Annotated in this window: 21 protein-coding genes; 9 read left to right on the top strand and 12 right to left on the bottom strand. The window is 62.4% G+C overall.

Going from position 1 to position 23,993, the window contains the following annotated elements:
• Nucleotides 1-72: 72 nt before the first annotated feature.
• The 9 genes from AC07O2_RS05620 to AC07O2_RS05580 all read left to right on the top strand — a co-directional run bounded on the left by AC07O2_RS05620 (nt 73) and on the right by AC07O2_RS05580 (nt 9,712).
• Entirely contained in the window at nt 73-948 is an 876-nt protein-coding gene (locus tag AC07O2_RS05620) for a transketolase (protein WP_495074763.1), read from the top strand.
• Nucleotides 945-1,907 carry a transketolase family protein gene (locus AC07O2_RS05615; RefSeq protein WP_495074762.1) on the top strand — a complete coding sequence of 321 codons (963 nt, stop codon included), beginning with the start codon at nt 945-947 and terminating at the stop codon, nt 1,905-1,907. The genes AC07O2_RS05620 and AC07O2_RS05615 overlap by 4 nt, the downstream gene beginning before the upstream one ends.
• Nucleotides 1,908-1,920: 13 nt before the next feature.
• Nucleotides 1,921-3,390, top strand: coding sequence for an FGGY-family carbohydrate kinase (locus AC07O2_RS05610; RefSeq protein WP_495074761.1), 1,470 nt, complete (start codon nt 1,921-1,923; stop codon nt 3,388-3,390).
• Nucleotides 3,391-3,432: 42 nt separating this feature from the next.
• Nucleotides 3,433-4,440 carry an ABC transporter permease gene (locus AC07O2_RS05605; protein WP_315232518.1) on the top strand — a complete coding sequence of 336 codons (1,008 nt, stop codon included), beginning with the start codon at nt 3,433-3,435 and terminating at the stop codon, nt 4,438-4,440.
• A 130-nt stretch (nt 4,441-4,570) separates the two neighbouring features.
• Entirely contained in the window at nt 4,571-5,500 is a 930-nt protein-coding gene (locus AC07O2_RS05600) for a sugar ABC transporter substrate-binding protein (protein WP_116604708.1), read from the top strand.
• A 77-nt stretch (nt 5,501-5,577) separates the two neighbouring features.
• Entirely contained in the window at nt 5,578-7,104 is a 1,527-nt protein-coding gene (locus AC07O2_RS05595) for a sugar ABC transporter ATP-binding protein (protein ID WP_495074760.1), read from the top strand.
• A 23-nt stretch (nt 7,105-7,127) separates the two neighbouring features.
• Nucleotides 7,128-8,108 carry a sugar-binding transcriptional regulator gene (locus AC07O2_RS05590; RefSeq protein WP_495074759.1) on the top strand — a complete coding sequence of 327 codons (981 nt, stop codon included), beginning with the start codon at nt 7,128-7,130 and terminating at the stop codon, nt 8,106-8,108.
• Between the two features lie 44 nt (nt 8,109-8,152).
• Nucleotides 8,153-8,917 carry an SDR family oxidoreductase gene (locus tag AC07O2_RS05585; RefSeq protein WP_495074758.1) on the top strand — a complete coding sequence of 255 codons (765 nt, stop codon included), beginning with the start codon at nt 8,153-8,155 and terminating at the stop codon, nt 8,915-8,917.
• Nucleotides 8,918-8,926: 9 nt separating this feature from the next.
• The gene (locus AC07O2_RS05580) at nt 8,927-9,712 is read left to right on the top strand and encodes an SDR family oxidoreductase (protein ID WP_495074757.1); all 786 of its coding nucleotides are present in this window, start codon (nt 8,927-8,929) and stop codon (nt 9,710-9,712) included.
• Between the two features lie 18 nt (nt 9,713-9,730).
• Here the strand turns inward: AC07O2_RS05580 and AC07O2_RS05575 are convergent, their stop codons facing one another.
• From AC07O2_RS05575 to gyrA, 12 genes are all read right to left on the bottom strand, one after another.
• Entirely contained in the window at nt 9,731-10,219 is a 489-nt protein-coding gene (locus AC07O2_RS05575; RefSeq protein WP_495074756.1) for a DUF1993 domain-containing protein, read from the bottom strand.
• A gap of 4 nt (nt 10,220-10,223) precedes the next feature.
• Nucleotides 10,224-11,228: an ADP-glyceromanno-heptose 6-epimerase gene (rfaD, locus tag AC07O2_RS05570; RefSeq protein WP_495074755.1), complete on the bottom strand. Its 1,005-nt coding sequence runs from the start codon at nt 11,226-11,228 to the stop codon at nt 10,224-10,226.
• 13 nt (nt 11,229-11,241) lie between these two features.
• Nucleotides 11,242-12,189, bottom strand: a complete 948-nt coding sequence (gene rfaE1 / locus AC07O2_RS05565; RefSeq protein ID WP_495074754.1) for a D-glycero-beta-D-manno-heptose-7-phosphate kinase — start codon at nt 12,187-12,189, stop codon at nt 11,242-11,244.
• Nucleotides 12,190-12,199: 10 nt separating this feature from the next.
• Nucleotides 12,200-13,342 carry a lipopolysaccharide assembly protein LapB gene (lapB, locus tag AC07O2_RS05560; RefSeq protein ID WP_495074753.1) on the bottom strand — a complete coding sequence of 381 codons (1,143 nt, stop codon included), beginning with the start codon at nt 13,340-13,342 and terminating at the stop codon, nt 12,200-12,202.
• On the bottom strand, nt 13,332-13,649 hold the full coding sequence (locus AC07O2_RS05555; protein WP_495074752.1) for a LapA family protein: 318 nt from the start codon (nt 13,647-13,649) through the stop codon (nt 13,332-13,334). Before AC07O2_RS05555 ends, lapB begins: the two co-directional genes overlap by 11 nt.
• Nucleotides 13,650-13,691: 42 nt before the next feature.
• Nucleotides 13,692-14,015 carry an integration host factor subunit beta gene (locus AC07O2_RS05550; RefSeq protein ID WP_490590428.1) on the bottom strand — a complete coding sequence of 108 codons (324 nt, stop codon included), beginning with the start codon at nt 14,013-14,015 and terminating at the stop codon, nt 13,692-13,694.
• Nucleotides 14,016-14,165: 150 nt separating this feature from the next.
• A complete protein-coding gene (rpsA, locus tag AC07O2_RS05545) occupies nt 14,166-15,848 on the bottom strand; it encodes a 30S ribosomal protein S1 (RefSeq protein ID WP_495074751.1) in 1,683 nt (560 codons plus the stop codon).
• Nucleotides 15,849-16,016: 168 nt separating this feature from the next.
• Complete coding sequence (locus tag AC07O2_RS05540; RefSeq protein ID WP_495074750.1) at nt 16,017-18,017, bottom strand: bifunctional 3-phosphoshikimate 1-carboxyvinyltransferase/cytidylate kinase; 2,001 nt, start codon at nt 18,015-18,017, stop codon at nt 16,017-16,019.
• Nucleotides 18,017-18,895, bottom strand: a complete 879-nt coding sequence (locus AC07O2_RS05535) for a prephenate dehydrogenase (RefSeq protein WP_490590425.1) — start codon at nt 18,893-18,895, stop codon at nt 18,017-18,019. The genes AC07O2_RS05540 and AC07O2_RS05535 overlap by 1 nt, the downstream gene beginning before the upstream one ends.
• Before the next feature lie 12 nt (nt 18,896-18,907).
• A complete protein-coding gene (pheA, locus tag AC07O2_RS05530) occupies nt 18,908-20,014 on the bottom strand; it encodes a prephenate dehydratase (RefSeq protein ID WP_495074749.1) in 1,107 nt (368 codons plus the stop codon).
• Between the two features lie 3 nt (nt 20,015-20,017).
• Nucleotides 20,018-21,124, bottom strand: a complete 1,107-nt coding sequence (gene serC / locus AC07O2_RS05525; protein ID WP_495074748.1) for a 3-phosphoserine/phosphohydroxythreonine transaminase — start codon at nt 21,122-21,124, stop codon at nt 20,018-20,020.
• Between the two features lie 80 nt (nt 21,125-21,204).
• Nucleotides 21,205-23,868 carry a DNA gyrase subunit A gene (gyrA, locus tag AC07O2_RS05520; RefSeq protein ID WP_495074747.1) on the bottom strand — a complete coding sequence of 888 codons (2,664 nt, stop codon included), beginning with the start codon at nt 23,866-23,868 and terminating at the stop codon, nt 21,205-21,207.
• Between the last annotated feature and the right edge of the window lie 125 nt (nt 23,869-23,993).

Below are 23,993 nucleotides of genomic sequence, written 5' to 3'. Positions count from 1 at the left end.
TTAAAACTATAAATTCACACATGAATAAATATGCAAGAACAGTCAAACCAGGGTCCAGCGCAAGCGCTTGTCGTGGACCATTCTTCTCTTGAAGCCTGGCAGGCTCGGCGCGCGCGCTTTGCGGCGGCGGCTTCGCCCGCGCAGCAGGCACTTTTGCTGGCCGAGGCCAGCCGCGCCACGCGCCGCCAGGTGCTGCACATGATCCATGGCGCCGGCCTGGGCCATATTGGCGGGGACTTCTCGGTGACCGATGTGCTGACCACCTTGTTCGAGGCCGTGCTGCGCATCGCCCCGGCACTGCCCCAGTGGGCCGAGCGCGACCGTTTCATCCTGAGCAAGGGCCACTGCGCGGCGGCTTTGTATTCCACGCTGGCGGCCTGCGGCTTTTTCTCGCCCGACCGTTTGCAGCATTTCATGGCCAATCTGTCGCCGTTGAATGGCCATCCAAACCGGCAAAAAATCCCCGGCGTCGAAACCAATACCGGCCCGCTGGGCCACGGCCTGCCGGTGGCGGTGGGCTGCGCCAGCGCAGCGCAGATTGCCAAGCAGGATTGGCGTACCTACGTCATCTTGGGCGACGGTGAGCTGCAGGAGGGCAGCAACTGGGAAGCCGCCATGTGTGCCGCCCACCGAGGTCTGGGTTCGCTGACCGCCGTGGTGGACCGCAACCGCCTGCAGCAGGGCGCAACCACGGCCGACACCAACGAGCTGGAGCCGCTGGCCGATAAATGGCGTGCCTTTGGCTGGGATGTGGTGACGGTAGACGGCCACAACCATGCCGAGCTGCTGGCCGCCCTGACCGCCCCGCACCCCGGGCAACCGCGTTTCGTTATCGCCAACACCATCAAGGGCAAGGGCGTCTCCTTCATGGAGAACGGCGTGGAATGGCACCACAAAGTGCCCAGCACAGCGCAATATGAAGCAGCCTTGCAGGAGTTGGATCAATGAGTAAAGAAGACAACAGCGTCGCCGGCACATTCGATTGCCGTGTGGCCTTTGCCGAAGAGCTGGCGGCCCTGGCGCGCACCGACAAACGTATCGTCGCCGTGTGCAACGACTCGGTGGGCTCCAGCAACCTGGGGGCTTTCAAGAAGGAGTTTCCGGACCGACTGGTCAACGTCGGCATTGCCGAGCAGAACATGGTGGGCGTGGCCGCAGGCCTGGCCAATGGCGGCTTTCTGCCATTCGTATGCGCAGCGTCTCCGTTCCTGACCGGCCGTGCGCTGGAGCAGATCAAGGCCGACGTGGCGTACAGCAACTTTCCCGTGGCGCTGTGCGGCATGAGCCCCGGCATGGCCTACGGCGAGCTGGGCCCTACCCACCACTCCATCGAAGATTTGGCCTGGATACGTGCCATCGGCGACCTGCCGGTGATCGTGCCGGCCGATCCGGCGGAAACGCGGGCTGCCCTGCGCTGGTTCGTCGCTTCGGGCGGCCCGGCCTTCCTGCGCATCGGCCGCTACAAGGTACCGGCGGTGATGCCGGACGGGCAGGACTTCGTGCTGGGCAAATCCGCCACCTTGCATGAAGGCAAGGACGTGACCCTGATCGCCATCGGTACCATGGTCTCGCGCGCGCTGGAAGCCGCAGAGCAGCTGGGCCGTGAAGGCATTACGGCGCGGGTGATCAATGCGTCGTCGGTCAAGCCGCTGGACAACGAAGCCGTGCTGTGTGCCGCCCGCGAAACCGGCGCCATCGTGACGGTGGAAGAGGGCATTGTGCATGGCGGCCTGGGGGGCGCCGTGGCCGAGCTGGTGGTGCAGAACCACCCGGTGCCGGTGCGCATCATGGGCGTGCCGGGCTTTGCGCCCACGGGCAGCACCAGCTTCCTGTTGCAGCACTTTGGCCTGACCGCCGAGGGCATTGCTACGCAAGCCCGGGCTTTGGTGGCTGCACACAAAGGCTGATAAAGGTTGATATATGGCTGCGCATATTTTGGCGATCGACCAGGGCACCAGCGCCACCAAATGCATCTTGGTGGATGCAGCCGGCCGCATGGTGGCAAAGGCGACCGCGCCCTTGTCGGAATACCTGCCGCTACCCGGCTGGGTGGAGCAGGACGCCGAGGAAATCTGGCAGAGCGTGCTGCAGGCGGTACATGCCTGCCTGGCCCAAGTTTCCGGCGTTCCCGGCGTGCAGGTGGCCGGTGTGGGCATCAGCACGCAGCGCGAGTCGGCACTGATCTGGCAGCGCAGCGATGGCCGGGCCGTGACCCCGTTGCTGAGCTGGCAAGACCAGCGCACGGTGGCACTGCGCGACCGTTTGAGCACCGATGCGGTCGAAAAAATGGTGCGCGAACGCTCCGGCCTGCCGCTGGACCCGATGTTCTCCGCACTCAAGCTGGCCTGGCTGCTGGATGAGTTTGACCCGCAGCGCGAGCAGGCCCGCTCGGGCAACTGGTGCGCCGGCACGGTGGACGCCTATTTGTTGGGACGCCTGGGCGCGGACTTTGTGACCGAGGTGGGCAATGCATCTCGCACCCAGCTGCTGAACGTGCATACCGGCGACTGGGATGCAGATTTGCTGGCGCTGTTCGGCATTCCACGCCAGTTGCTACCGCGTGTCCATGCGTCTCGCGGGGCGTTTGCCATGGCGGATAAGCTGCACCCGGCGCTGGAAGGCGTGCCGGTGTTGTCGGTCATGGCCGATTCGCATTCGGCCCTGTTTGCGCACGGTGGATTTGAGCCCGGGCAGGTCAAGGCCACGCTGGGCACCGGTTCGTCGGTGATGGCGCTGGCGCCCAGCGGCGTGGCGCACCACCCTGGTATGTGCCTCACCATTGCATGGGATGCAGGCCAGGGCCCGGTGCAGGCTCTGGAGGGCAATATCCGCGCCGCTGGCGCCACGCTGCGCTGGCTGGCGGACCTGTTCGAGATGCCACTGGACGATGCGGTGGAGTTGGCCAGCCGCAGTGCCAGCAAGGGCGTCTGCCTGGTGCCCGGCTTCAACGGCCTGGGGGCGCCCTGGTGGGATACGCAGGCGGTGGGCCTGGTCAGTGGCCTGACGCTGAGCGCCGGTAAATCCACACTGCTGGCGGCCGGGTTGGAATCCATTGCGCACCAGGTGGCGGATGTGCTCGATGCCATGGACCAGAGCGTGCCCGGCATGCGCAAGCTGTATCTGGACGGCGGCCCTTCGCGTAATCCGCGTTTGCTGGACATGTTGGCCGGCTATATATCCCGTCCGGTAGTGCAGTGTGCCGATCCCGAGCTCTCGGCCCTGGGCGTGGCGCATCTGGCCGGGCTGCAGGCGGGCGTGTGGGACTGGGCGGGCTTGAAGGCCCTGGCCCGCGCGCAAAACGATGTGCCGTCCACCCTGGCCGCGGCCGAGGTGGTGGCCAACCGGCGCAACTGGTCGCATGCGGTGGCGCGTGCACGGCTGCGCGGCTGAACCCAGGCTTTCACAATTTCACGCCCATCTTCCGGAGGCATCTTGGCTATTGATCTTTCTAACCCGGCCGGCCCTGACAAGGCCCGCCCGACCGTCGCACCGCAGCACCGTGTCCATTGGGCGCGCACGCTGGTGGACCACGGCCCTGAGCTGAGTCTGCTGGTGCTGTGCGTGGCGTTGTCGCTGGCAACGGACACGTTTTTCTCCTTCCGTAACCTGCTGAATGTGCTGGACCAGCTGACGGTGCTGGGCATCATGGCGCTGGGCATGACGGCGGTGATCGTGATCGGCGGCATCGACCTGTCGGTGGGCTCGGTGCTGGCCTTGTCGATGATGGTGATGGGCTGGTTGTCGAACGTGGTGGGCATACCCATGCCGATTGCCATCCTGGCGGCGCTGGGCATGGGCGCGATTTGCGGGTTGGGCTCGGGCCTGCTGATCACCCATGCACGCCTGCCGGCTTTTATCGCCACGCTGGCCACCATGTCCATCTGCCGTGGCCTGGCGAACATGGTGACCGACGGCTCGCAGATCGTGGGCTACCCCGACTGGTTCTCGGCCATGTCGATCAACCGCTACTTCGGCTTTTTGTCGATCACGGTGGGGCTGTTCATCGTGTTGACCATTGCGGCTGCCATCTTCATGAAATACCGCGCCGCCGGGCGGTCCCTGTATGCGATTGGCGGCAGCGCCGAGGTGGCGCGGCTGGCCGGTATTCCGGTGCGCAAGGTGACGTTGGCGGTCTATACCGTATGCGGCCTGCTGGCCGGTCTGGCCGGAGCGGTGATGTCCACGCGGCTGGATTCGTCCCAGCCCAGCGGCGGCCTGGGTTACGAGCTGGACACGATTGCGGCCGTGGTGATTGGCGGCGCCAGTTTGTCCGGCGGTGTGGGCACCATCTGGGGCACGCTGATGGGCGTGCTGACCATCGGGGTGCTGCGCAACGGCTTGAACCTGCTGGGCGTATCGCCCTTCGTGCAGCAAGTGGTCATCGGCGGGGTGATTGTCCTGGCGGTGGCGGTGGATTCCAACAAACGCCGCATTGGCTAGCGCCGCACAGAGGAGGACCTACCGCCCAACGCCATTCATACACCTTTCAACCCTTGAGCCGACGCCGCATGGTCTGGTGGCGCCGTGATGGAACCGACCGCAATTACAAATACATCATTTAGGAGCAAACATGTTTAAGTTCAAGCAAATCGCCATCGCCGCCGGTGTGGCCGCATCCCTTGTCGCATCCAACGCCGCTTTTGCGCAAGAAAAGAAGATCGGCCTGGCCGTGGCCAATCTGCAGGCAGAGTTCTTCAACATGATCAAGCAGTCTGTCGAAACCTACGGCAAGGAAAAGGGTTACAAGGTCATCACCGTGGACGCCAAGGGCGACGCCACCACCCAGGTGAACCAGATCCAGGATCTGATCACGCAAAAGATTGATGCGTTGATCTACATTCCCGCCGGTGCCACCGCCGCCACCGTGCCGGTGAAGGCCGCGCGCGCTGCGGGCATCCCGGTCATCAACGTGGACCGCAACGCCGAAGGCGCGCCTGGCGACACCTTCATCTACGGCCAGTCGGTTGCCGCCACCAAGGCACTGGGCGAAATGGTCTGCGACAAGACCGGTGGCAAGGGCACGGTGGTGATGATCCACGGCCAGCGCGGCACCACGCCGGAAGTGGACCGCACCAAGGGCTTCAAGCAGGGCCTGGACAAATGCGGCCTGAAGGTCAAGCAGGAGCAGTGGACCGAGCGCTGGTCGGCCGATGAAGGTGCCAAGATCGCCCAGGACATGCTGCAGCGCGACCCGTCCATCAATGTCATCCTGGGCCAGGCCGATGGCATTGCCCTGGGTGCATCGCAAGCGGTCAAGCTGGCTAAGCTGCCGCAAAAGATCTGGGTCGTCGGTTTTGACGGTGATGTGGGTGGCCTGAAGGCCGTGCAAAGCGGCTCGCTGGATGCCACGGCCACGCAGCAGACCTTCAACATGGGCCGCATGGCGGTGGATGCCGCCACCAGCCTGATCGCAGGCAAGGCCGTGCCCAAGGACCAACCTACCGACGCCAAGGTCACCACGCAAGCCAATGTGGAAGAGTTCCTGAAGGCACATCCTTAATCAGGCGGGCACGCTGGGCTCTCGTCCTCGGACGGGGCCTGGCGCCCACCGTGCATTTATTCCCCCCTGGTACACCCATGAGCACCTTTGCGTCTTCAGCAGACACCTCCGTCGATACCTCTACCGGCCTGGTCCTGCGCAACATTGGCAAAACCTATGGCCCGACCACTGTGTTGCGCGGGGTGAATCTGCAGGTGCGGCCCGGCGAGTTGCTGGCCTTGCTGGGAGAGAACGGCGCAGGCAAGTCCACGCTGTCCTCGGTGATCGCCGGGGTGGTGCAACCGGACGCGGGCGGCAGCATGTTCTGGCAAGGCCAGGCCTATGCGCCGCAGGCACCTGTGGATGCGCTGCATGTGGGCATTGGCCTGATCCACCAGGAAATGCGCCTGCTGCCCGAGTTGACGATTGCGGAGAATATTTTTGTCGGTCGCCTGCCCATGAAGGGCGGGCGCATCGACCGCGACGGTATGGTCCAGCGCGCCCAAGTGCAGCTGCAGCGCCTGGGCTTGGATGTACCCGCCACCCAAAAAGTCGGCACGCTGAGCGTGGCCGCACAGCAGCAGGTGGAGATTGCCAAGGCGCTGACCCTGAACGCCAAGCTGCTGATTCTGGACGAACCCACGGCCGCGCTGGGCGACAAGGAAACCGACCGCCTGTTCGAGCAGATCCATCGCCTGAAGGCAGAAGGTGTCTCCTTCATTTATGTCAGCCACCGGCTGGCCGAGATTGCGCGCATTGCCGACCGCATCCTGGTGTTGCGCGATGGGGTGCAGGTCGCCACCCATGCTACGGCACAGGTACCTACCGCGCAGCTGGTGCGCGACATGGTGGGGCGCAGTGTGGACCGGCTGTTTCCTTCCATTCCAGCACCTGGACCGGATGCGCCCGTGGCGCTGGCGGTGCGCAATCTGCATGCACCGAATGGCCGGTTCAAGAACATATCGTTTGAAGTGCGTGCCGGTGAGGTGCTGGGCTTTGCCGGCATCGTGGGCGCGGGCCGTACCGAGCTGATGCGGGCCGTGGTGGGTATAGACCCCATCGCCCAGGGCAGCATAGAAGTCGACGGCAAGCCCATCGTGATGCGAAGCCCGATGGACGCCATACGTGCCCATCTGGTGCTGGTACCCGACGACCGCAAGGCCTTGGGTCTGGTGCTGCCCCACAGCATCGAGGACAACTTGCTGTACAACAACCTGGACCGCGTGGCACCCAGCGGCTGGTTGCAACCCGCACGTACCGCAGAGTTCGCACGCAAGCTGATCCAGCGCCTGGGCGTGAAGGGCCAGCCCAAGTTGCCGGCCAGCAGCATGTCGGGCGGCAATCAGCAAAAGGTGGTGATCGCCAAATGGGTGGCGCACGACCCCAAGATCATCATTTTGGACGAGCCCACTCGCGGTATCGACGTGGGCGCACGCGCCGCCATCTACGAGGTGATCGCCGAGCTGGCGCGGGCAGGCATGGCCGTGGTGGTGGTCAGCTCGGATCTGGATGAAGTGCTGGGCCTGGCGCACCGTGTGGTGGTGCTGGCGCGGGGCGAGAACCAGGGCGTTTTGACGCGTGAGGAAGCTACGCCCTCCCGGGTTATGGAGCTGGCGGTCTCTTAAGAGCCGTAGTGATAATCCGCGCCATGGCAAAACATCAATATGGCTCCCACGACCTGCAGCGTCTCATCACCCGGATCGCTAGCATGTACTACCAACGCGGCATCGGGCAGCCGCGCATAGCAGAGCAGCTCGGCCTGTCGCAGACGCGGGTGTCGCGCCTGCTCAAGCAGGCCGAGGAGCTGGGTATTGTGCGCATCACCGTTCATGTGCCCGAGGGCGTGCATGCCGACCTGGAAGAGCGGCTGGAAACGCACTACGGCTTAGACGAAGTCATCGTGGTCGAGGCCGAGGAAGCCGATGTGCTGGATGACGAGCGTACCAATCTGGCCCTGGCCGGCCCCACTGCCCGCTATCTGGAGCTGATGGTGCCGACCTTTGGCGCTATCGGCGTGTCGTCCTGGAGTTCCAGTTTGCTGGCAGCCGTCAACGTGATGCGGCCTGCCGGTCCAGGCCATACGCGCAGCATCGTGCAGGTGCTGGGCGGTGTGGGCTTTGCGGGGGCGCAGGTATTTGCCACCCGGTTGACGGAGCGGCTGGCGCAGCTGTCCAAGGCCGAGGCCATCTTCATGAATGCGCCCGGCGTGGTCAGCACCGTGGAAGCCAAGAACGCCATGCTGAGCGACCCAACCTGCCGCCAGGCCCTGGAGCGTTTCGACGATTTGTCGGCCCTGTTGCTGGGCATAGGCGCCATTCCGCCGTCGCGCATGTTGCGTGAGAGCGGCAATGTATTTACCGAGCAGGACCTGGCCGATCTGCGCGATGCAGGCGCCGTGGGCGATGTCTGCATGCAGTTTTTTGATGCCGATGGTAAGCACGTGACCACGCCGTTTGGCGAGCGTGTACTGGGCATAGGCATAGACCAAATTCGCCGCACGCGACGCCGCATCGGCGTGGCCGGTGGTGCGCGCAAATTCGAAGCCATACGCGCTGCCCTGCGTGGCGGCTGGCTGACTACTTTGATCACCGATTTACACACGGCCCAGCAACTGCTGGATCGACCTTAGAACCTTGCCGACCATAGAGCCGGCAATACTGCACAGGAGCATGTATGGACTTGTTTGAATTGCGCGGCGATGTGGCTTTTGTTACGGGAGCGGGGAGCGGCATTGGCCAGCGTATCGCGGTCGGGCTGGCTGAAGCGGGCGCGGACGTGGCCTGCCTGGATTTGGCGGGTAGTGCCGGCTTGTCCTCTACAGTGGAACGCATCCAAGCTTTGGGTCGGCGCGCGCTGGCGCTGGAAGGGAATGTCACGCGGGCCGAAGATGTGCAGGCAGCCGTGGCTGCCACCGAGAAGGATCTGGGCGTGCTGACGGTGGCGGTCAATTGCGCTGGCATCGCCAACGCGACGGCGGCAGAGGACATGCCCATAGAGCAGTGGCAGCGCATGATGCAAATCAACGTGGAAGGCGTGTTCTTGTCCTGCCAGGCCCAGGCGCGCGTGATGCTGCCACGCCGCCGGGGCAGCATCGTCAATATTGCGTCCATGTCGGGCAGCATCGTGAATCGGGGGTTGCTGCAGGCGCACTACAACAGCTCCAAGGCGGCGGTGATCCATCTCAGCAAGAGCTTGGCCATGGAGTGGAGCGACCGCGGCTTGCGTGTCAACAGCATCAGCCCCGGCTACACCATGACACCCATGAATGCCCGACCCGAAGTGGCCGAGCAGTGCAAGATTTTTGAGCGCGACACGCCCCTGGGCCGCATGGCTACGGTGGACGAAATGGTCGGCCCCGCAGTGTTCCTGTCCAGCAAGGCGGCCTCGTTCTGCACCGGTGTGGACCTGATCGTCGACGGCGGTTTTGTCTGCTGGTAGGGGCTGGATATGTCCCTTAGATTCCAAGACAAAGTGGTGGTTGTAACCGGCGGTAGCCGGGGCATAGGCAAGAGTATTGCCGAGCGCTTTGCCCGCGAGGGTGCGCGCATCTGCGTGGCCGCGAATGAGGCCCTGGTGCACGAAACTGGCCAAGCCTTGCGGGATGCCGGTGCCCAAGCCATTTCCGTGGTGCTGGATGTCACGGACAAGGTGCAGGTCAAGGCTATGTACGAACAGGTGGCGCGCGAGCTGGGTGAGGTGGATGTTTCTGTACAGAACGCCGGTGTCATCACGGTGGCCCGGTTGGAGGACTTGACCGAAGCCGAGTGGGACAAGGTCATGGCCGTGAACACCAAGGGCGTGTTTCTTTGCTGCCAAGAAGCTGCGGTACGCATGCGTGCTGCGGGCAAGAAGGGGCGCTTGATCAATACGGCCTCGGGCCAGGCGCGCCAAGGCTTTATCTTCACCCCGCACTACGCTGCCAGCAAGTTTGGTGTGGTGGGCATCACCCAGAGCCTGGCCAAGGAACTGGCCAAGACGGGCATCACGGTCAACGCTTTCTGCCCAGGCATCATCACCACCGATATGTGGGCCTACAACGATGCGGCCTGGGGCAAGCTGATGGGCGACTACCAGCCCGGTGAGCTGATGGCCGAGTGGGTAGCGGCCATCCCCATGGGCCGCGCGGGCACGGGGGAAGATGTGGCTGGACTGGTCAGTTTCTTTGCCTCGGACGATGCGGCTTACATCACGGGCCAGACCGTCAATGTGGACGGCGGGATGTTCATGTCCTGATCTGCGTGCTAGCGTGGTTCAGTACACGTGCCAGCCATCGAAATCCGCCTTGCCCAGCGGCACGCCTTGCTGGCGCAGCAGGGCGTAGGCACTGCTCAGGTGGAAGAAGAAATTAGGCAACGCGTACTGCGATAGAAAAATCTCGCCGGGCAGCGCCAGCGTGGCTTGGCCGGCCTGGTCGGTGCAGATGCGCTGGGCGCTGTCGGCCAGTTGCTCTGGGCTCAACGCCGCCAGAAACTGCTGGGCCCGGGTAATCCGTGCGTGCAGCGCGGCAAACGAGTGGCCGGGTTCGCCGAACGGCGGCACTTCCAGCCCTGCCAACGGGGCGCAGGCTCGCACGGCGAAGTTGGTGGCGATTTCAACCTGCAGCGACAGGGGCAGCATGTCGGGCGCCAGCCGCGCCTGCAGCAAAGGCTGCGGGTCCAGCCCCGAAGTTTCGGCCCGCTCCAGCATCTGGGCCAGCTGGCCCAGATAACGCTGAAATACTGGGACTGACGCCGCGTACATGGGCTCAGGCTTGCAGCAGGCTTTGCACGTAGCGTGTAACGCCAGTGTGCACATCGGCAAACACGTGGTCGCAGCCGGTGCTGCGCAGCGCTGTGAGGTCGGCCTGGGTATAGCACTGGTACTTGCCGCGCAAGGCGTCTGGGAAGGCCACGTATTCCAGCTGGCCGCCAGTCACCGCGTCGGCCAGGCTGAGTGCCGGCTGCTGGCCATGGGCGCGCAGGGCATTGATGACGGCGTGGGCCACGTCGTTGAAGGGCTGGGCCTTGCCGGTGCCCAGGTTGAAGATGCCCGACTGGTCCGGGTGGTCGAAGAACCACAGGTTGACGGCCACCACATCGTCGATGAACACAAAGTCGCGCAGCTGGGCGCCAGGTGCGTAGCCGCCATACTCGCCAAACAGCTTGACCTTGCCGTCTGCCTGGAACTGGTTGAACTGGTGGAAGGCAACGCTGGCCATGCGGCCCTTGTGCTGCTCGCGCGGGCCATAGACGTTGAAGTAGCGAAAGCCCACCACCTGGCTGTGCGAGCGTTTGAAATCCGGGTCGCAGGCCAGACGCATGCGCTGGTCAAACAGGAGCTTGGAGTAGCCGTACACATTCAACGGACGTTCGAACTCCGGCGTTTCGATGAAGGAAGCCGAGCCGCCATAGGTGGCCGCCGAAGAGGCGTACAGCAGACGTGTGCCTTGCGCCTGGCAGGCCGCAAACAGGTCGCAGGACACACGGTAGTTGTTGTCCATCATGTACTTGCCGTTCATCTCCATGGTGTCGCTGCAAGCGCCTTCATGGAATACCGTATCCACGCGGCCATAGGCCTCCTGGGCGAAGCGGGAGTAGAAGGTGTCGGCATCCACGTAGTCGGCAATCTGCAGGTCGGCCAGGTTGCGGTATTTGTCACCCTGCGTCAGGTCATCTACCGCGATGATGTCGGTGATGCCACGTGCATTCAGGCCTTTGACGATGTTGCTGCCGATGAAGCCGGCGGCTCCGGTAACGACGATGCGGGTCATGGTGGGAATCCTCTTAAACGGCGGAAAAAAGTTCGTCGTAGCTGACGGTGGCGGTGCCGAATTTGCCTACGACCACGCCGCCAGCGCGGTTGGCCAGGGGCATGGCTTCGCGCAGGCTCAGGCCGGCCGCGACCAGGGCCGCCAGGGTGGCGATCACGGTGTCGCCGGCGCCGGTCACGTCGAATACCTCGCGGGCCTGGGCACTCACGTGCAGCTCGCCTTGATCATCGTACAGCGTCATGCCTTCTTCGCTGCGCGTGACCAGCAAGGCCTCCAGCTGCAGCTGCTGGCGCAGATTCTGCGACTTGGTGCGCAGCTCTTCCTCGCTGTTCCAGCTGCCCACCACCTGTTGCAGCTCGGCGCGGTTGGGGGTAATCACCGTGGCCTGGCTGTAGCGGGAGTAGTCCGAACCCTTGGGGTCGATCAGAATGCTTTTACCCTGCGTGCGCGCCAGCGCAATCATGTCGCCCACATGGGCCAGGCCACCCTTGCCGTAGTCGGAAAACAGCACCGCCTGGTGGGTCGGCAGCAGGGTGGCAAAGCTGGCGGACTGCGAGGCCAGGATTTCGCTTTTTGGGGTGTTTTCAAAGTCCACCCGTATCAGCTGCTGCTGGCGGCCGATGACGCGCAGCTTGACCGTGGTTTGCAGCTGCGGGTCGCGGCCGAAATGGGTTCGGATGCCGGTCTTTGCCACCAGCGCTTCCAGCCTGTGGCTGGCCTCGTCGTCACCCACTACGGTGAGCAGCGAGGACTGTGCGCCCAGGCTAACGATGTTGGAGGCCACGTTGGCAGCACCGCCCACGCGCTCTTCTTCGCGCGTGACCCGCACCACAGGTACCGGTGCTTCAGGGCTGATACGGTCTACTGCGCCGTACCAGTAGCGGTCCAGCATGGCGTCGCCCACGACCAGCACTTGTGCCTGGGAGATTTTTTCACGGGAAAGTGTCAAGAGTTTGGTCATATTGTTTTGTTTACAGCTCTTCCACGCGCCTTGCTGGATAACTATCCCAGGCCTGGCAGCCGGGGCATTGCCAGAAATGCTGTTTCGCCTCAAAACCGCAGGCAGCACAACGATAGCGTTTCATGGGGCTGGCGGCGTGGTCCAGGGCGCGCTGGATCTGTGGATGAAACTCTTCGTGCTCCAGCTTTTCCCCTGCAATCCAGCGTGCGACAGCGACCAGTGACTGTTCGCGCTCCAAGTGCTTCAGGTAGCGCATGCGCACCTCGGTCATCGGCGTGCCGGAGCGCACTTGCAGGCCCAGAATGGCCTGCAACACGTCCAGCGAGGCGCTTTGGGCGTAGCTGGTCTCGAGCAGCGCAAGGGCCGGGTCGGTGAGCCCGGCGGCGGCGGCGATGGTGGCAATTCTTTCTGCTACCAAAGGTATAGCTGCTGGCGCAGATTCGGAAAGCGCTCGAAGGGTTTTGAAGGCTTCATCCAACTGGCCTGCCTGGTGTTGCAGGATGGCCAGGTCGATGCGCGGGCGGGCGGCTTGGGGGGCGATGGCGATTGCTTTTTCCAGCAAACCCTGGGCAGCCTCGGGCTGGGCCGCGGCCTGTTCGCACAGGTAGTGCGATTGGCGACCGCTGAAGCTGCCCTGGCCAGCGGTTTCTAGCTTATGAGCGATTTCGGAAGCGTCGGCCCAGTCGCGTGAGCGCTCGTAGATCGCCAGCAAGGCCAGGCGGCTGCGGGCTTCGAAATCGGTGCCTTCCAGCTTGCGCAGCGCGGTCTCGGCCCGGTCCAGCAAGCCAGCTTTGAGGAAATCCAGCGCCAGTGCGTGCTGGGCGCGGTCGCGGTCGGCGGCGCTCAGGTCGCCGCGCGACAGCAGATGTTCGTGCACCCGCACGGCACGCTCGTATTCGCCACGTCGGCGAAACAGGTTGCCCAGCGCGAAGTGCAGTTCGGAGGTGTCGGGGTCCTTTTGAACGGCTTCGATGAAGGCGTCGATAGCCTGGTCCTGTTGCTCATTGAGCAGGTAGTTCAGGCCCTTGAAATAGGCTTTGGGGGCGAGTCGGTTTTCTACCCGTAGCTGCCGAAAGTCGAACCGAGAGGCAAGCCAGCCCAGTACAAACGCAATCGGAAAGCCAAGCAATATCCAGCTGAGATCAAAGTCCATGGGGTGGGGATGAGGGTTCCGTACGGGAGGTTTCGGTCGCTGTGCTGGTGGGCAGGGGCGGTTGGGGCTGCTGTGCCTTCTTGGCGACGACGCGGTGTTTCCACCAACGCGGCACCATACCCAGTATGCCCAGCGCCAGGCCTGCGGCAAAGGCGCTCAGCACCAGTAGCACCATGGGGGCGCGCCATTGCGTACCGAAGAAGAAATGCACGGTGGCGTCTTGCTGGTTATTCAGGGCAAACGCAAACAGGGTAAAAAAAATGGCTGCTTTAAGTAACCACTTAAGCAGCCTGGCCAGGTTCTTCATGGGAGTCCTTCCTCTTCAGAACATTCTAGCGATCTGCGCCCGTCAATCCCGGGCTTCGCGCCGGTCTCGGGCTTCCAGTTCTGCAGTGCGCAGGTCTACTGCCTCGCGCAGAGCCTTGCCGGGTTTGAAATGGGGCACGCGCTTTTCGGGAATGGAGACGCTCTCGCCATTGCGGGGGTTGCGGCCTATGCGCGGTGCCCGGCGGTTGATGGAGAAGCTGCCAAAGCCACGGATCTCGACCCGGTGCCCGCGCACCAAGGCATCGCTGACTGCATCCAGGATGGTCTTGACAGCATGCTCTGCATCGCGATGGGTGAGTTGGCTGAAACGGGCGGCCAGTTCTTCAACAAGGTCGGATCGGGTCATGGAAAAGGACGTTAGTCGGAGTTATGCAATGCCCTCGATAGGTCGGCCGTAGAAGGCATTGCATAAGTCCTGCTCAAGAGTGAAACAAGCCGACCCGCTCGCCCCTGCGAGTCGGATCGGCTTGTGGCACTAGGCTATATCAGCAACAAATTAATTGTTGTTGTCCAGCTTGGCGCGCAGCAGGGCGCCCAGGCTGGTGGTGCCGGCGTTTTCACGTGCAGAAGCTTGGCTCAGAGCAGCCATGGCTTCGCCTTGGTCGGCAGCGTCCTTGGCCTTGATGGACAGCTGGATGTTGCGGGTCTTGCGATCCACATTGACCACCACAGCGGTAACTTCGTCGCCTTCTTTCAGCACGTTACGTGCGTCTTCGACGCGGTCACGGCTGATTTCGGAAGCGCGCAGGTAACCGATGATGTCTTCACCCAGGTCGATTTCAGCGCCACGGGCATCCACGGTTTTGACCTTACCGGTAACGGTTTGACCCTTGTCGTTGATGGTGGTGAAGGTGGTGAATGGATCGCTGTCCAGCTGTTTGATACCCAGCGAGATGCGTTCACGGTCCACGTCCACGGCCAACACGATGGCTTCGACTTCTTGGCCCTTCTTGTAGTTACGCACGGCGGCTTCGCCGGTTTCGTTCCAAGACAGGTCAGACAAATGCACCAGGCCGTCGATACCGGCAGCCAGGCCCACGAACACGCCGAAGTCGGTGATCGACTTGATCGGGCCCTTGACGCGGTCGCCACGCTTGGTGTCTTGCGCGAATTCTTGCCATGGGTTGGCCTTGCACTGCTTCATGCCCAGGCTGATACGGCGTTTGTCTTCGTCGATTTCCAGAACCATGACTTCGACTTCGTCGCCCAGCGAAACCAGCTTGGCGGGAGCGATGTTCTTGTTGGTCCAGTCCATTTCGGAAACGTGCACCAGGCCTTCGATGCCGGGTTCGAGTTCCACGAATGCACCGTAGTCGGCGATGTTGGTGATCTTGCCGAATAGACGGGTCGACTGTGGGTAGCGGCGGTTCACGCCCATCCATGGATCGTCGCCCATTTGTTTCAGACCCAAGGACACGCGGTTCTTTTCGGTGTCGAACTTGAGGATCTTGGCGGTGATTTCTTGACCCGCTTGCACCACTTCGGATGGGTGGCGAACGCGGCGCCATGCCATGTCGGTGATGTGCAGCAGGCCGTCGATGCCGCCCAGGTCCACGAACGCACCGTATTCGGTGATGTTCTTGACCACGCCGTGCACCACGGAACCTTCTTTCAGGGTTTCCATCAGCTTGGCGCGTTCTTCGCCCATGGAGGCTTCCACCACAGCACGGCGCGACAGCACCACGTTGTTGCGCTTGCGGTCCAGCTTGATGACCTTGAATTCCATGGTCTTGTTCTCGTAGGGAGACAAGTCCTTGATGGGGCGGGTGTCGATCAGCGAACCGGGCAGGAATGCGCGGATGCCGTTGACCAGAACGGTCAGGCCGCCCTTGACCTTGCCGGAGGTGGTGCCGGTGACGAATTCGCCGGATTCCAGGGATTTCTCCAGGGACATCCAGGAAGCCAGGCGCTTGGCGGTGTCGCGGCTGACGATGGTGTCGCCGTAGCCGTTTTCGATGGCAACGATGGCGACCGAAATGAATTCGCCAACTTGGACTTCAACTTCGCCCTTGTCGGTCTTGAACTCTTCCAGCGGCACGTAGGCTTCGGACTTGAGGCCAGCGTTGACAACCACGAAGCTGTGTTCGATACGGATGACTTCGGCGGTGACGACTTCACCAATGCGCGTTTCCGTGCGGGTTAGCGATTCGGCGAAGAGGTCTGCAAATGATTCTGACATGTGATTCCTAGTCCACGGAACAGGGGTATACGGGTGCGGGATTGCACCTGCGTGGGGTCTGCCGTGGCGGTGTGGCGGTCGTGTGACCACCGGGGTTACAGGGTTAAAAACCACTCAGCCAGTACGCCTGCGGCGCGGTGGCGGCCAAGTGGGCCTAAAAATACCGTTTCAGGCGGCCCGAAACGGTTGTTTGCTCTGCCACCAGTCCAATACCTGGTCCACCGAGGTTTCGATGGTCATTTCGGAGTTGTCCAGTAGCAGTGCGTCTTGCGCTGGCTTGAGAGGTGCGGTGCTGCGGGAGGAGTCCCGGGCGTCGCGCGCTTCCAAATCAGCACGAAGGTCTTCGAGTGTAGTTGAAATTCCCTTTGAAATCAACTGCTTATGCCGCCGCTCGGCGCGCCGGGCGGCGGTGGCGGTGAGATACACCTTGAGCGGGGCCTGCGGAAAGATCACCGTACCCATATCGCGCCCGTCGGCAACCAGGCCCGGCAAGCGCTGGAAACTGTGCTGCAGGTCCACCAGGGCGAGCCGTACCGAGGGCAGGGCCGAGACTTTGGACGCGTTCATGCCGGCTTCTTCGGTGCGTATCGCCTCTGAGACGTCGTCCTTGCCCAGCCATACTTTGCCAGCGTCAAAGCGAACCGGCAGGGTTTGGGCCAGGGTGGCGATAGCAGCTTCGTCGGCCGGGGTGATGCTCAGCCCCGCACGCAAAGCCGCCAGCGCGGTGATGCGGTACATGGCGCCCGAATCCAGGAAGTGGTAACCCAGCTTGGCGGCAAGAGCCGCTGCGACCGTGCCTTTGCCCGAGGCGGTCGGCCCGTCGATGCAAACCACCGGGATGTGGGCTGTGGCGGTCTGTGACAGCGCCAGCATGGCCTCGAAGTAGTCGGGGAAGGTTTTGGCCACGCACTTGGGGTCTTCGATGCGCACCGGCAGCTTCGCCGGGTTGAAGGCGGCCAGCGAGAAGCACATCGCCACCCGATGGTCATCGTAGGTATGGATGCTGGCGGCCTTCCAGTCGGCAACCGTTGCGGGTGGCGTGATGCGGATGTAGTCCGCGCCTTCGTCTACGGTGGCGCCGAGTTTGCGCAACTCGGTCGCCATGGCAGCGATGCGATCGGTTTCCTTGACGCGCCAGCTGGCGATATTGCGCAGCGTGGTCGTGCCGTCGGCATACAGCGCCATGACGGCCAGGGTCATGGCGGCGTCGGGGATGTGGTTGCAGTCCAGCTCAATGGCCTTCAGTGGCCAACTGCTACGGCTGACTTCCAGCCAGTTGGGGCCACTGGTGATCTGCGCTCCCATTTGCTGCGCGGCGTCGATAAAGCGGATATCGCCCTGGATCGATGCAGCGCCGACACCCTCAATGCGAATTCGGCCGCCAGCGCTGGCAGCAATTGCGCCAAGCGCTATGAAATAGCTAGCAGATGAGGCGTCTGCCTCGACATGGATGTCGCCCGGCGATTGGTAGCGGCTGCCGGCCGGGATGGTAAAGCGGGACCAGCCCTCGCGTTGCACGTTGATGCCAAAGCGCGTCAACAGGTTCAGTGTGATCTCGATGTAGGGCTTGGAGATCAGTTCGCCCACCACGTCTATCACCACGTTCTGCTGGGCGACCAAGGGCAGCGCCATCAGCAGCGCAGTCAGGAACTGGCTGGAGACATCGCCACGCACGCGTATCGGCGCGCCCAGTTGTAACTGGGGCTGGCCAATGCGCAGAGGTGGGTAGCCGTCCTGGCCGGTGTAATCGATCTGGCAGCCTAGTTGGCGCAGTGCATCGACCAGGTCGCCAATCGGGCGTTCGTGCATGCGCGGCACGCCGTGCAGGCGGAAGTTGCCACCCAGCACGGCCAGTGCTGCTGTCAGCGGCCGGATGGCGGTACCGGCGTTACCCATGAACAGATCGGCCTGCCGGGCGCTGAGTTGGCCGGCGAGTCCGTCGATTTCGACCGTATTGCCGCTGTGTCGGATGCCGCGGCCCAGTTTGCCAAGCGCGTCCAGCATGACGCGGGTGTCGTCCGAGTCCAGCAGGTCGTGAACCCGGGTGGTGCCGCCGCTGAGTGCTGCTAGCAGCAGAACCCGGTTGGAGATGCTTTTGGAGCCAGGGAGTACGACGGTACCGGTGGCGCTGTCCAGTGGGGGGAGGTCTAGGAAGGCGGTTGCGAACATCAGGTTTTCTGTTTCATGGAGGCCATGCTCCAGTCGGCGCGGCTGTCGCTGGCATGCTCCAGCATGCTGACCAGCGCGTCCGCGTCGTTGTTGGTGATCATGGTTTCCATGGTCTGCAGGGTGCGCTGGAAGATGCGGGACTGGGCCAGCAGTTCTTCCTTGTTGGCCAGCAGAATATCGCGCCACATATGCGGATCCGATGCGGCAATGCGGGTGAAGTCACGGAAGCCCGGGCCAGCCAGTGCCAGGTATTCCTGGCCCTGGGCTTGGGACACCAGGCCGTGCATCATCGCGAAAGCGATCAGATGCGGCAGGTGGCTGACAGCAGCAAACGTGGCGTCATGCGACTCGGGCGACATCTGCAGCACATTGCAGTCCAGCGCCGTCCAGACTTCGTGGGCGCGGGCCAATTGCTTGGTGAGGGTGCGTTCGATAGGCGTGAGGATGACGTTTTTGCCGCTGTACAAATAGGGGTCGGCAAACTCCACGCCCGACACTTCCTTGCCTGTGATGGGGTGCGCCGGGACGAAGGAGCCGACTTGCTCCTTCAAGGCGCGGCGCGCTGCATCCACCACATCGCGCTTGGTTGAGCCCACATCCATCACGAGGGTGTTGGGTGTGATCAGATGCTTGATGGATTTGAAAGTGGCTTCTGTGGCGGCTACTGGTACGGCCAGCAGGACGATGTCGGCACCGGATACGGCCAGCAGGGCAGACGGTGCTTCCACGTCGATCACGCCCAGTTGGCGGGCGCGGCTGGTGGTGGAGGGGGACTTGCTGTAACCCACCACGCGCTGGACCAGGCCGGCCTTTTTCATGGCCAGGGCAAATGAGCCGCCCATCAGGCCGCAGCCTATCAGTCCCAGTTGTTCAAACATGTTGCGCCTCGCTTATGGACCGACGGGGTAGGTGCCCAGCACCTTGTAGAACGCACACAGGGCGTGCAATTCTTTCAAGGCTTTGGCGACATGGGGCTGGGAGGGGTGGCCGTCCAGATCGATATAGAAATAGTAGTCCCATTGGCCGGTGCGGGCTGGGCGTGATTCGAAGCGCGTCATGGATACGCCATTGGTCTTCAGCGGCACCAGTAAATCGTGCATGGCGCCAGGCTTGTTGGGCACGGACACCACCAAACTGGTGCAGTCTTTGCCGGACGCGGGCGGCGTAGCCAGGGTCTGGGGCAGGCAGATGACGGCAAAGCGGGTGCGGTTGTACGCATCGTCCTGCACCGCATGGGACACGATATGCAGGCCAAACTGGGAGGCGGCTCGCTCGCTCGCCAAGGCTGCCCAGGTTGGGTTGGCGGCGGCCAGGCGGGCACCCTCTGCATTGCTGGAGACCGCGCGACGCTCGACATGCGGCAGATGCTGGGTTAGCCAGCCCTGGCACTGGGCCAGAGCCTGGGGGTGGGCCATGACGACTTCGATGTCGTCGCGCGAGTTCACCTGGCGCAGCAGGTTGTGGCGTACCAGCAGGCTGACTTCACCCACGACATGTACCGGGGAGTGCAGGAAGAGGTCGAGAGAGCGCGCAACCATGCCTTCGGTGGAGTTTTCAATCGCCACCACGCCGTACTGGGTAGTGCCTGCGGCCGTAGCGTGGAAGACTTCGTCAAAGTTGGCGCAGTACAGCAGCTCGGCGGCGCTGCCAAAGAATTCGATGGCGGCTTGTTCGGTGAAAGTGCCTTCAGGGCCCAGCACGGCGACGCGTTGCGGTGCTTCGAGCGCCAGACAGGCGGACATGATTTCGCGCCAAACGGCGGCCACATGCGTGTTCTTCAGCGGGCCGGTATTGGCGTGCTGGATCTTTTCGATTACCTGCGCCACACGGTCGGGCCGGAAGAAGGGGGAGCCTTCGCGGCGTTTGACCTCACCGACCTGCTCGGCCACCAGCGCCCGGCGGTTCAGCAGTGACAGAAGTTCCTGGTCGATTTGGTCAATCTTGACGCGCAGATCGGCTAGGTCCAGAGGGGCAGAAGCGGGTGTGGCGGCAGTCATGGATCAGGCTTGGGCTTTCTCGAATGCGTGCATATAGTCCACCAGCGCCTGCACGCCGGCCAGCGGCATGGCGTTGTAGATGCTGGCGCGCATGCCGCCGACCGATTTGTGGCCTTTGAGCTGAAGCAAGCCGCGTGCCTTGGCGCCTTCCAGGAAGGCATCGTTGCGGCTTTCATCGCGCAGGAAGAAAGGCACGTTCATGCGTGAGCGGCAGCTGGGGTCTACCTTGTTGAAGTACAGCTGTGACTGGTCGATGCTGCGGTATAGCAGCTCGGCCTTGGCGATGTTGCGTTGTTCCATGGCTTCGATGCCGTGCAGGCCGTTTTCGGTCTGCCGCTTCAGCCACTGGAATACCAGGCCCGCCATATAAATGGCGTAGGTGGGTGGGGTGTTGAACATGGACTGGTTCTCGGCCACGGTCGCGTAGTTGAATGCGCTGGGGCAGATGGGCAGTGCATGGCCTAGCAGGTCTTCACGCACGACCACCACGGTCAGGCCTGCGGGGCCTAGGTTCTTCTGGGCGCCGCCAAAGGCCAGGCCGACCTTGCTCCAGTCCACGGGACGCGAGGCCACATGGGACGAGAAGTCCACCACCAGCGGGGCCTTGCTGCCCAGGGCCTGGAGGTCAGGCAGGGTATGGAATTCGACGCCGTCTATGGTTTCATTGCTGCAGATGTGCACGTACTGGGCATCGGCGTTGAGCTGCCAGCTGGTAGGGGTGGGTAGGCTGGTGTAGCCCTGGGCTTCGCCGCTGGCGGCGATATGTACCTGGGCGTATTTACGGGCCTCTTTTTGCGACTTCTGGCTCCAGCTGCCGGTGACCACGCAATCGACGGCGCCGCCACGCGACAGGTTCAGCGGCACGATGGCGTTTTCGCCCAGGCCGCCACCTTGCATGAAGAGGATCTTGAATTCGGGTGGCACCGCCATCAGCGCGCGGAAGTCGGCCTTGGTCTGCGCGTAGATCGACAAAAACTCTTTGCCGCGGTGGCTCATCTCCATCACGCCCATGCCACTGCCATGCCAATCCAGCATTTCGGCGGCGGCCTGGGTCAATACTTCCTCGGGGATGGCCGCAGGGCCGGCTGAAAAGTTGAATGGGCGGGTCATGCGATTTACAGGTTAAATAGGCCTCCAACGCACATTTAATAATATGCGTGAGGTGCTATTAAATTGATAGTTGACTGCGCTTATGCCTCGGGCGTCTCGTCGCCTGCCGCATCTCCACCACCGGCGGCATCTGCCTCGCCTGCTTCGGGAGTCGCGACATTCGCATCGTTTTCGACGATGCGTTGGAGGCCGCTGAGCTTGGAGCCTTCGTCCAGGCCGATCAGGGTTACGCCCTGGGTGGCACGGCCGAGTTCGCGGATCTCGCTGACGCGGGTGCGCACCAGCACGCCCTTGTCGGTGATCAGCATGATTTCGTCGTCAGCATGCACCAGCGTCGCGGCGACCACACGGCCGTTGCGCTCGCTTTGCTGGATGGCAATCATGCCCTTGGTGCCGCGGCCATGGCGGGTGTATTCGGTGATGCTGGTGCGTTTGCCATAGCCGTTCAGGGTGGCGGTCAGCACACTTTGTTGCTCGTCTTCGGCGACCAGCATGGCGATGACGGTCTGGCCTTCTTCGAGCATCATGCCGCGCACGCCGCGGGCATTGCGGCCCATGGGACGCACATCGTTCTCGTCAAAGCGTACGGCCTTGCCACCGTCGCTGAACAGCATCACATCGTGTTTGCCATCGGTCAGCGCTGCGCCGATCAGGAAATCGCCCGGGTCCAGGTCCACGGCAATGATGCCGGCCTTGCGTGGGTTGCTGAAATCTTCCAGCGGGGTCTTCTTGACCGTGCCCATGCTGGTGGACATGAAGACGTATTGGTCGGCGGGGAATTTGCGCGCGGCGCCGGTCAGCGCCAGTACGACGTTGATCTTCTCTCCGTCCTGCAGCGGGAACATATTGACGATGGGACGGCCACGTGAACCACGCGAACCCTGCGGTACTTCCCAGACCTTGAGCCAGTACAGGCGGCCTCGGTTCGAGAAGCACAGGATGTAGTCGTGTGTGTTGGCGATGAACAGCTGATCGACCCAGTCGTCTTCTTTGGTGGCAGTGGCTTGTTTGCCGCGTCCACCACGCTTTTGCGCCCGGTATTCAGAGAGCGGTTGGCTCTTGATATAGCCGCTGTGCGACAGGGTCACGACCATGTCGGTGGGGGTAATCAGGTCTTCGGTGCTCAGGTCGAATGAGCTGTGCTCGACCAGGCTGCGGCGTGCGCCGATCTTGGTTTGGCCAAATTCCAGTTTGATCGCTGTCAGTTCTTCGCCAATGATGGCGGACACGCGTTCTGGCTTGGCCAGAATGTCCAGGAAGTCTTCGATCTCGGACATCACCTCTTTGTATTCGGCAACGATCTTGTCCTGTTCTAGGCCGGTCAGGCGCTGCAGGCGCATCTGCAAAATTTCTTGCGCTTGCACTTCGGACAGGCGGTACAGACCGTCCTTGCCCATACCCAGTTCTTTGTCCAGGCCGTCCGGGCGGTAGTCGTCAACATTCACCATGCCGCCGTCGGCGCGGGTGCGAGTCAGCATTTCACGCACCAGTTTGCTGTCCCATGGCTTGGCCATCAGCTCCAGCTTGGCTACAGGTGGCGTAGGCGCATTGCGGATGATGGCAATGAAGTCGTCGATATTGGCCAGGGCGACGGCCAAGCCTTCCAGTACATGGCCGCGTTCGCGGGCTTTGCGCAGGTTGAAGATGGTGCGGCGGGTGACGACTTCGCGGCGGTGCTCCAGGAAGACTTCGATCAGGTCTTTCAGGTTGCACAGCTTGGGCTGCCCGTTCACCAAGGCCACCATATTCATGCCGAAGGTGTCTTGAAGTTGTGTCTGTTTGTAAAGGTTGTTTAAAACAACTTCAGGAACTTCGCCGCGTTTGAGCTCAATCACCAGACGCATACCGGACTTGTCCGACTCGTCCTGGATGTGGCTGATGCCTTCAATCTTCTTCTCGTGTACCAGCTCAGCCATGCGTTCTTGCAAGGTTTTTTTATTGCACTGGTAGGGCAGCTCGTCCACGATGATGGCTTGGCGCTGGCCCTTATCGATATCTTCAAAGTGGCACTTGGCGCGCATCACCACGCGGCCACGGCCGGTGCGGTAGCCGTCTTTTACGCCGTTGATACCGTAAATGATGCCGGCGGTAGGGAAGTCGGGCGCAGGAATGATTTCCATCAGCTCGTCCACGCTGGCCTGCGGGTTGCGCAGCAGGTGCAGGCAGCCATCTACCACTTCATTCAAATTGTGCGGCGGGATATTGGTCGCCATACCCACGGCAATGCCAGACGAGCCATTCACTAATAAGTTAGGGAAGCGGGCCGGCATGACCAGCGGCTCTTGCTCGCTGCCATCGTAGTTGGGGCCGAAATCTACCGTTTCTTTGTCCAGATCCGCCAGCAGTTCGTGGGCGATCTTGGACATGCGGATTTCGGTGTAACGCATGGCGGCCGCGTTGTCGCCGTCCACTGAGCCGAAATTACCCTGGCCATCGACCAGCATGTGGCGCAGCGAAAAGTCCTGTGCCATGCGGACGATGGTTTCATAGACCGCGCTGTCACCGTGCGGGTGGTACTTACCAATCACGTCGCCGACGATACGTGCCGACTTCTTATAAGCGCGGTTCCAGTCGTTGTTCAGCTCATGCATGGCAAACAATACCCGGCGGTGCACGGGCTTGAGGCCATCGCGTGCATCGGGCAGGGCACGGCCCACAATCACACTCATCGCGTAGTCGAGGTAACTCCGGCGCATTTCCTCTTCAAGACTGATGGGCAGGGTTTCTTTGGCGAACTGGGTCATGGAGTGCAAACGTGGTGCGAGAGGAAGTATGGGATTTTACGGCCAAGTGACTGTCGCTACGCAGCAACACATACGCGGTGCGCGCATGCCTGGCTTCGCGATAGCCTGTTGTCCTACTCGTTTCC

The organism is Rhodoferax sp. GW821-FHT10B06 (genome assembly GCF_059415605.1).
The sequence above is the reverse complement of the archived record's forward strand: the minus strand, read 5'-3'. Positions and strand labels throughout refer to the sequence as shown.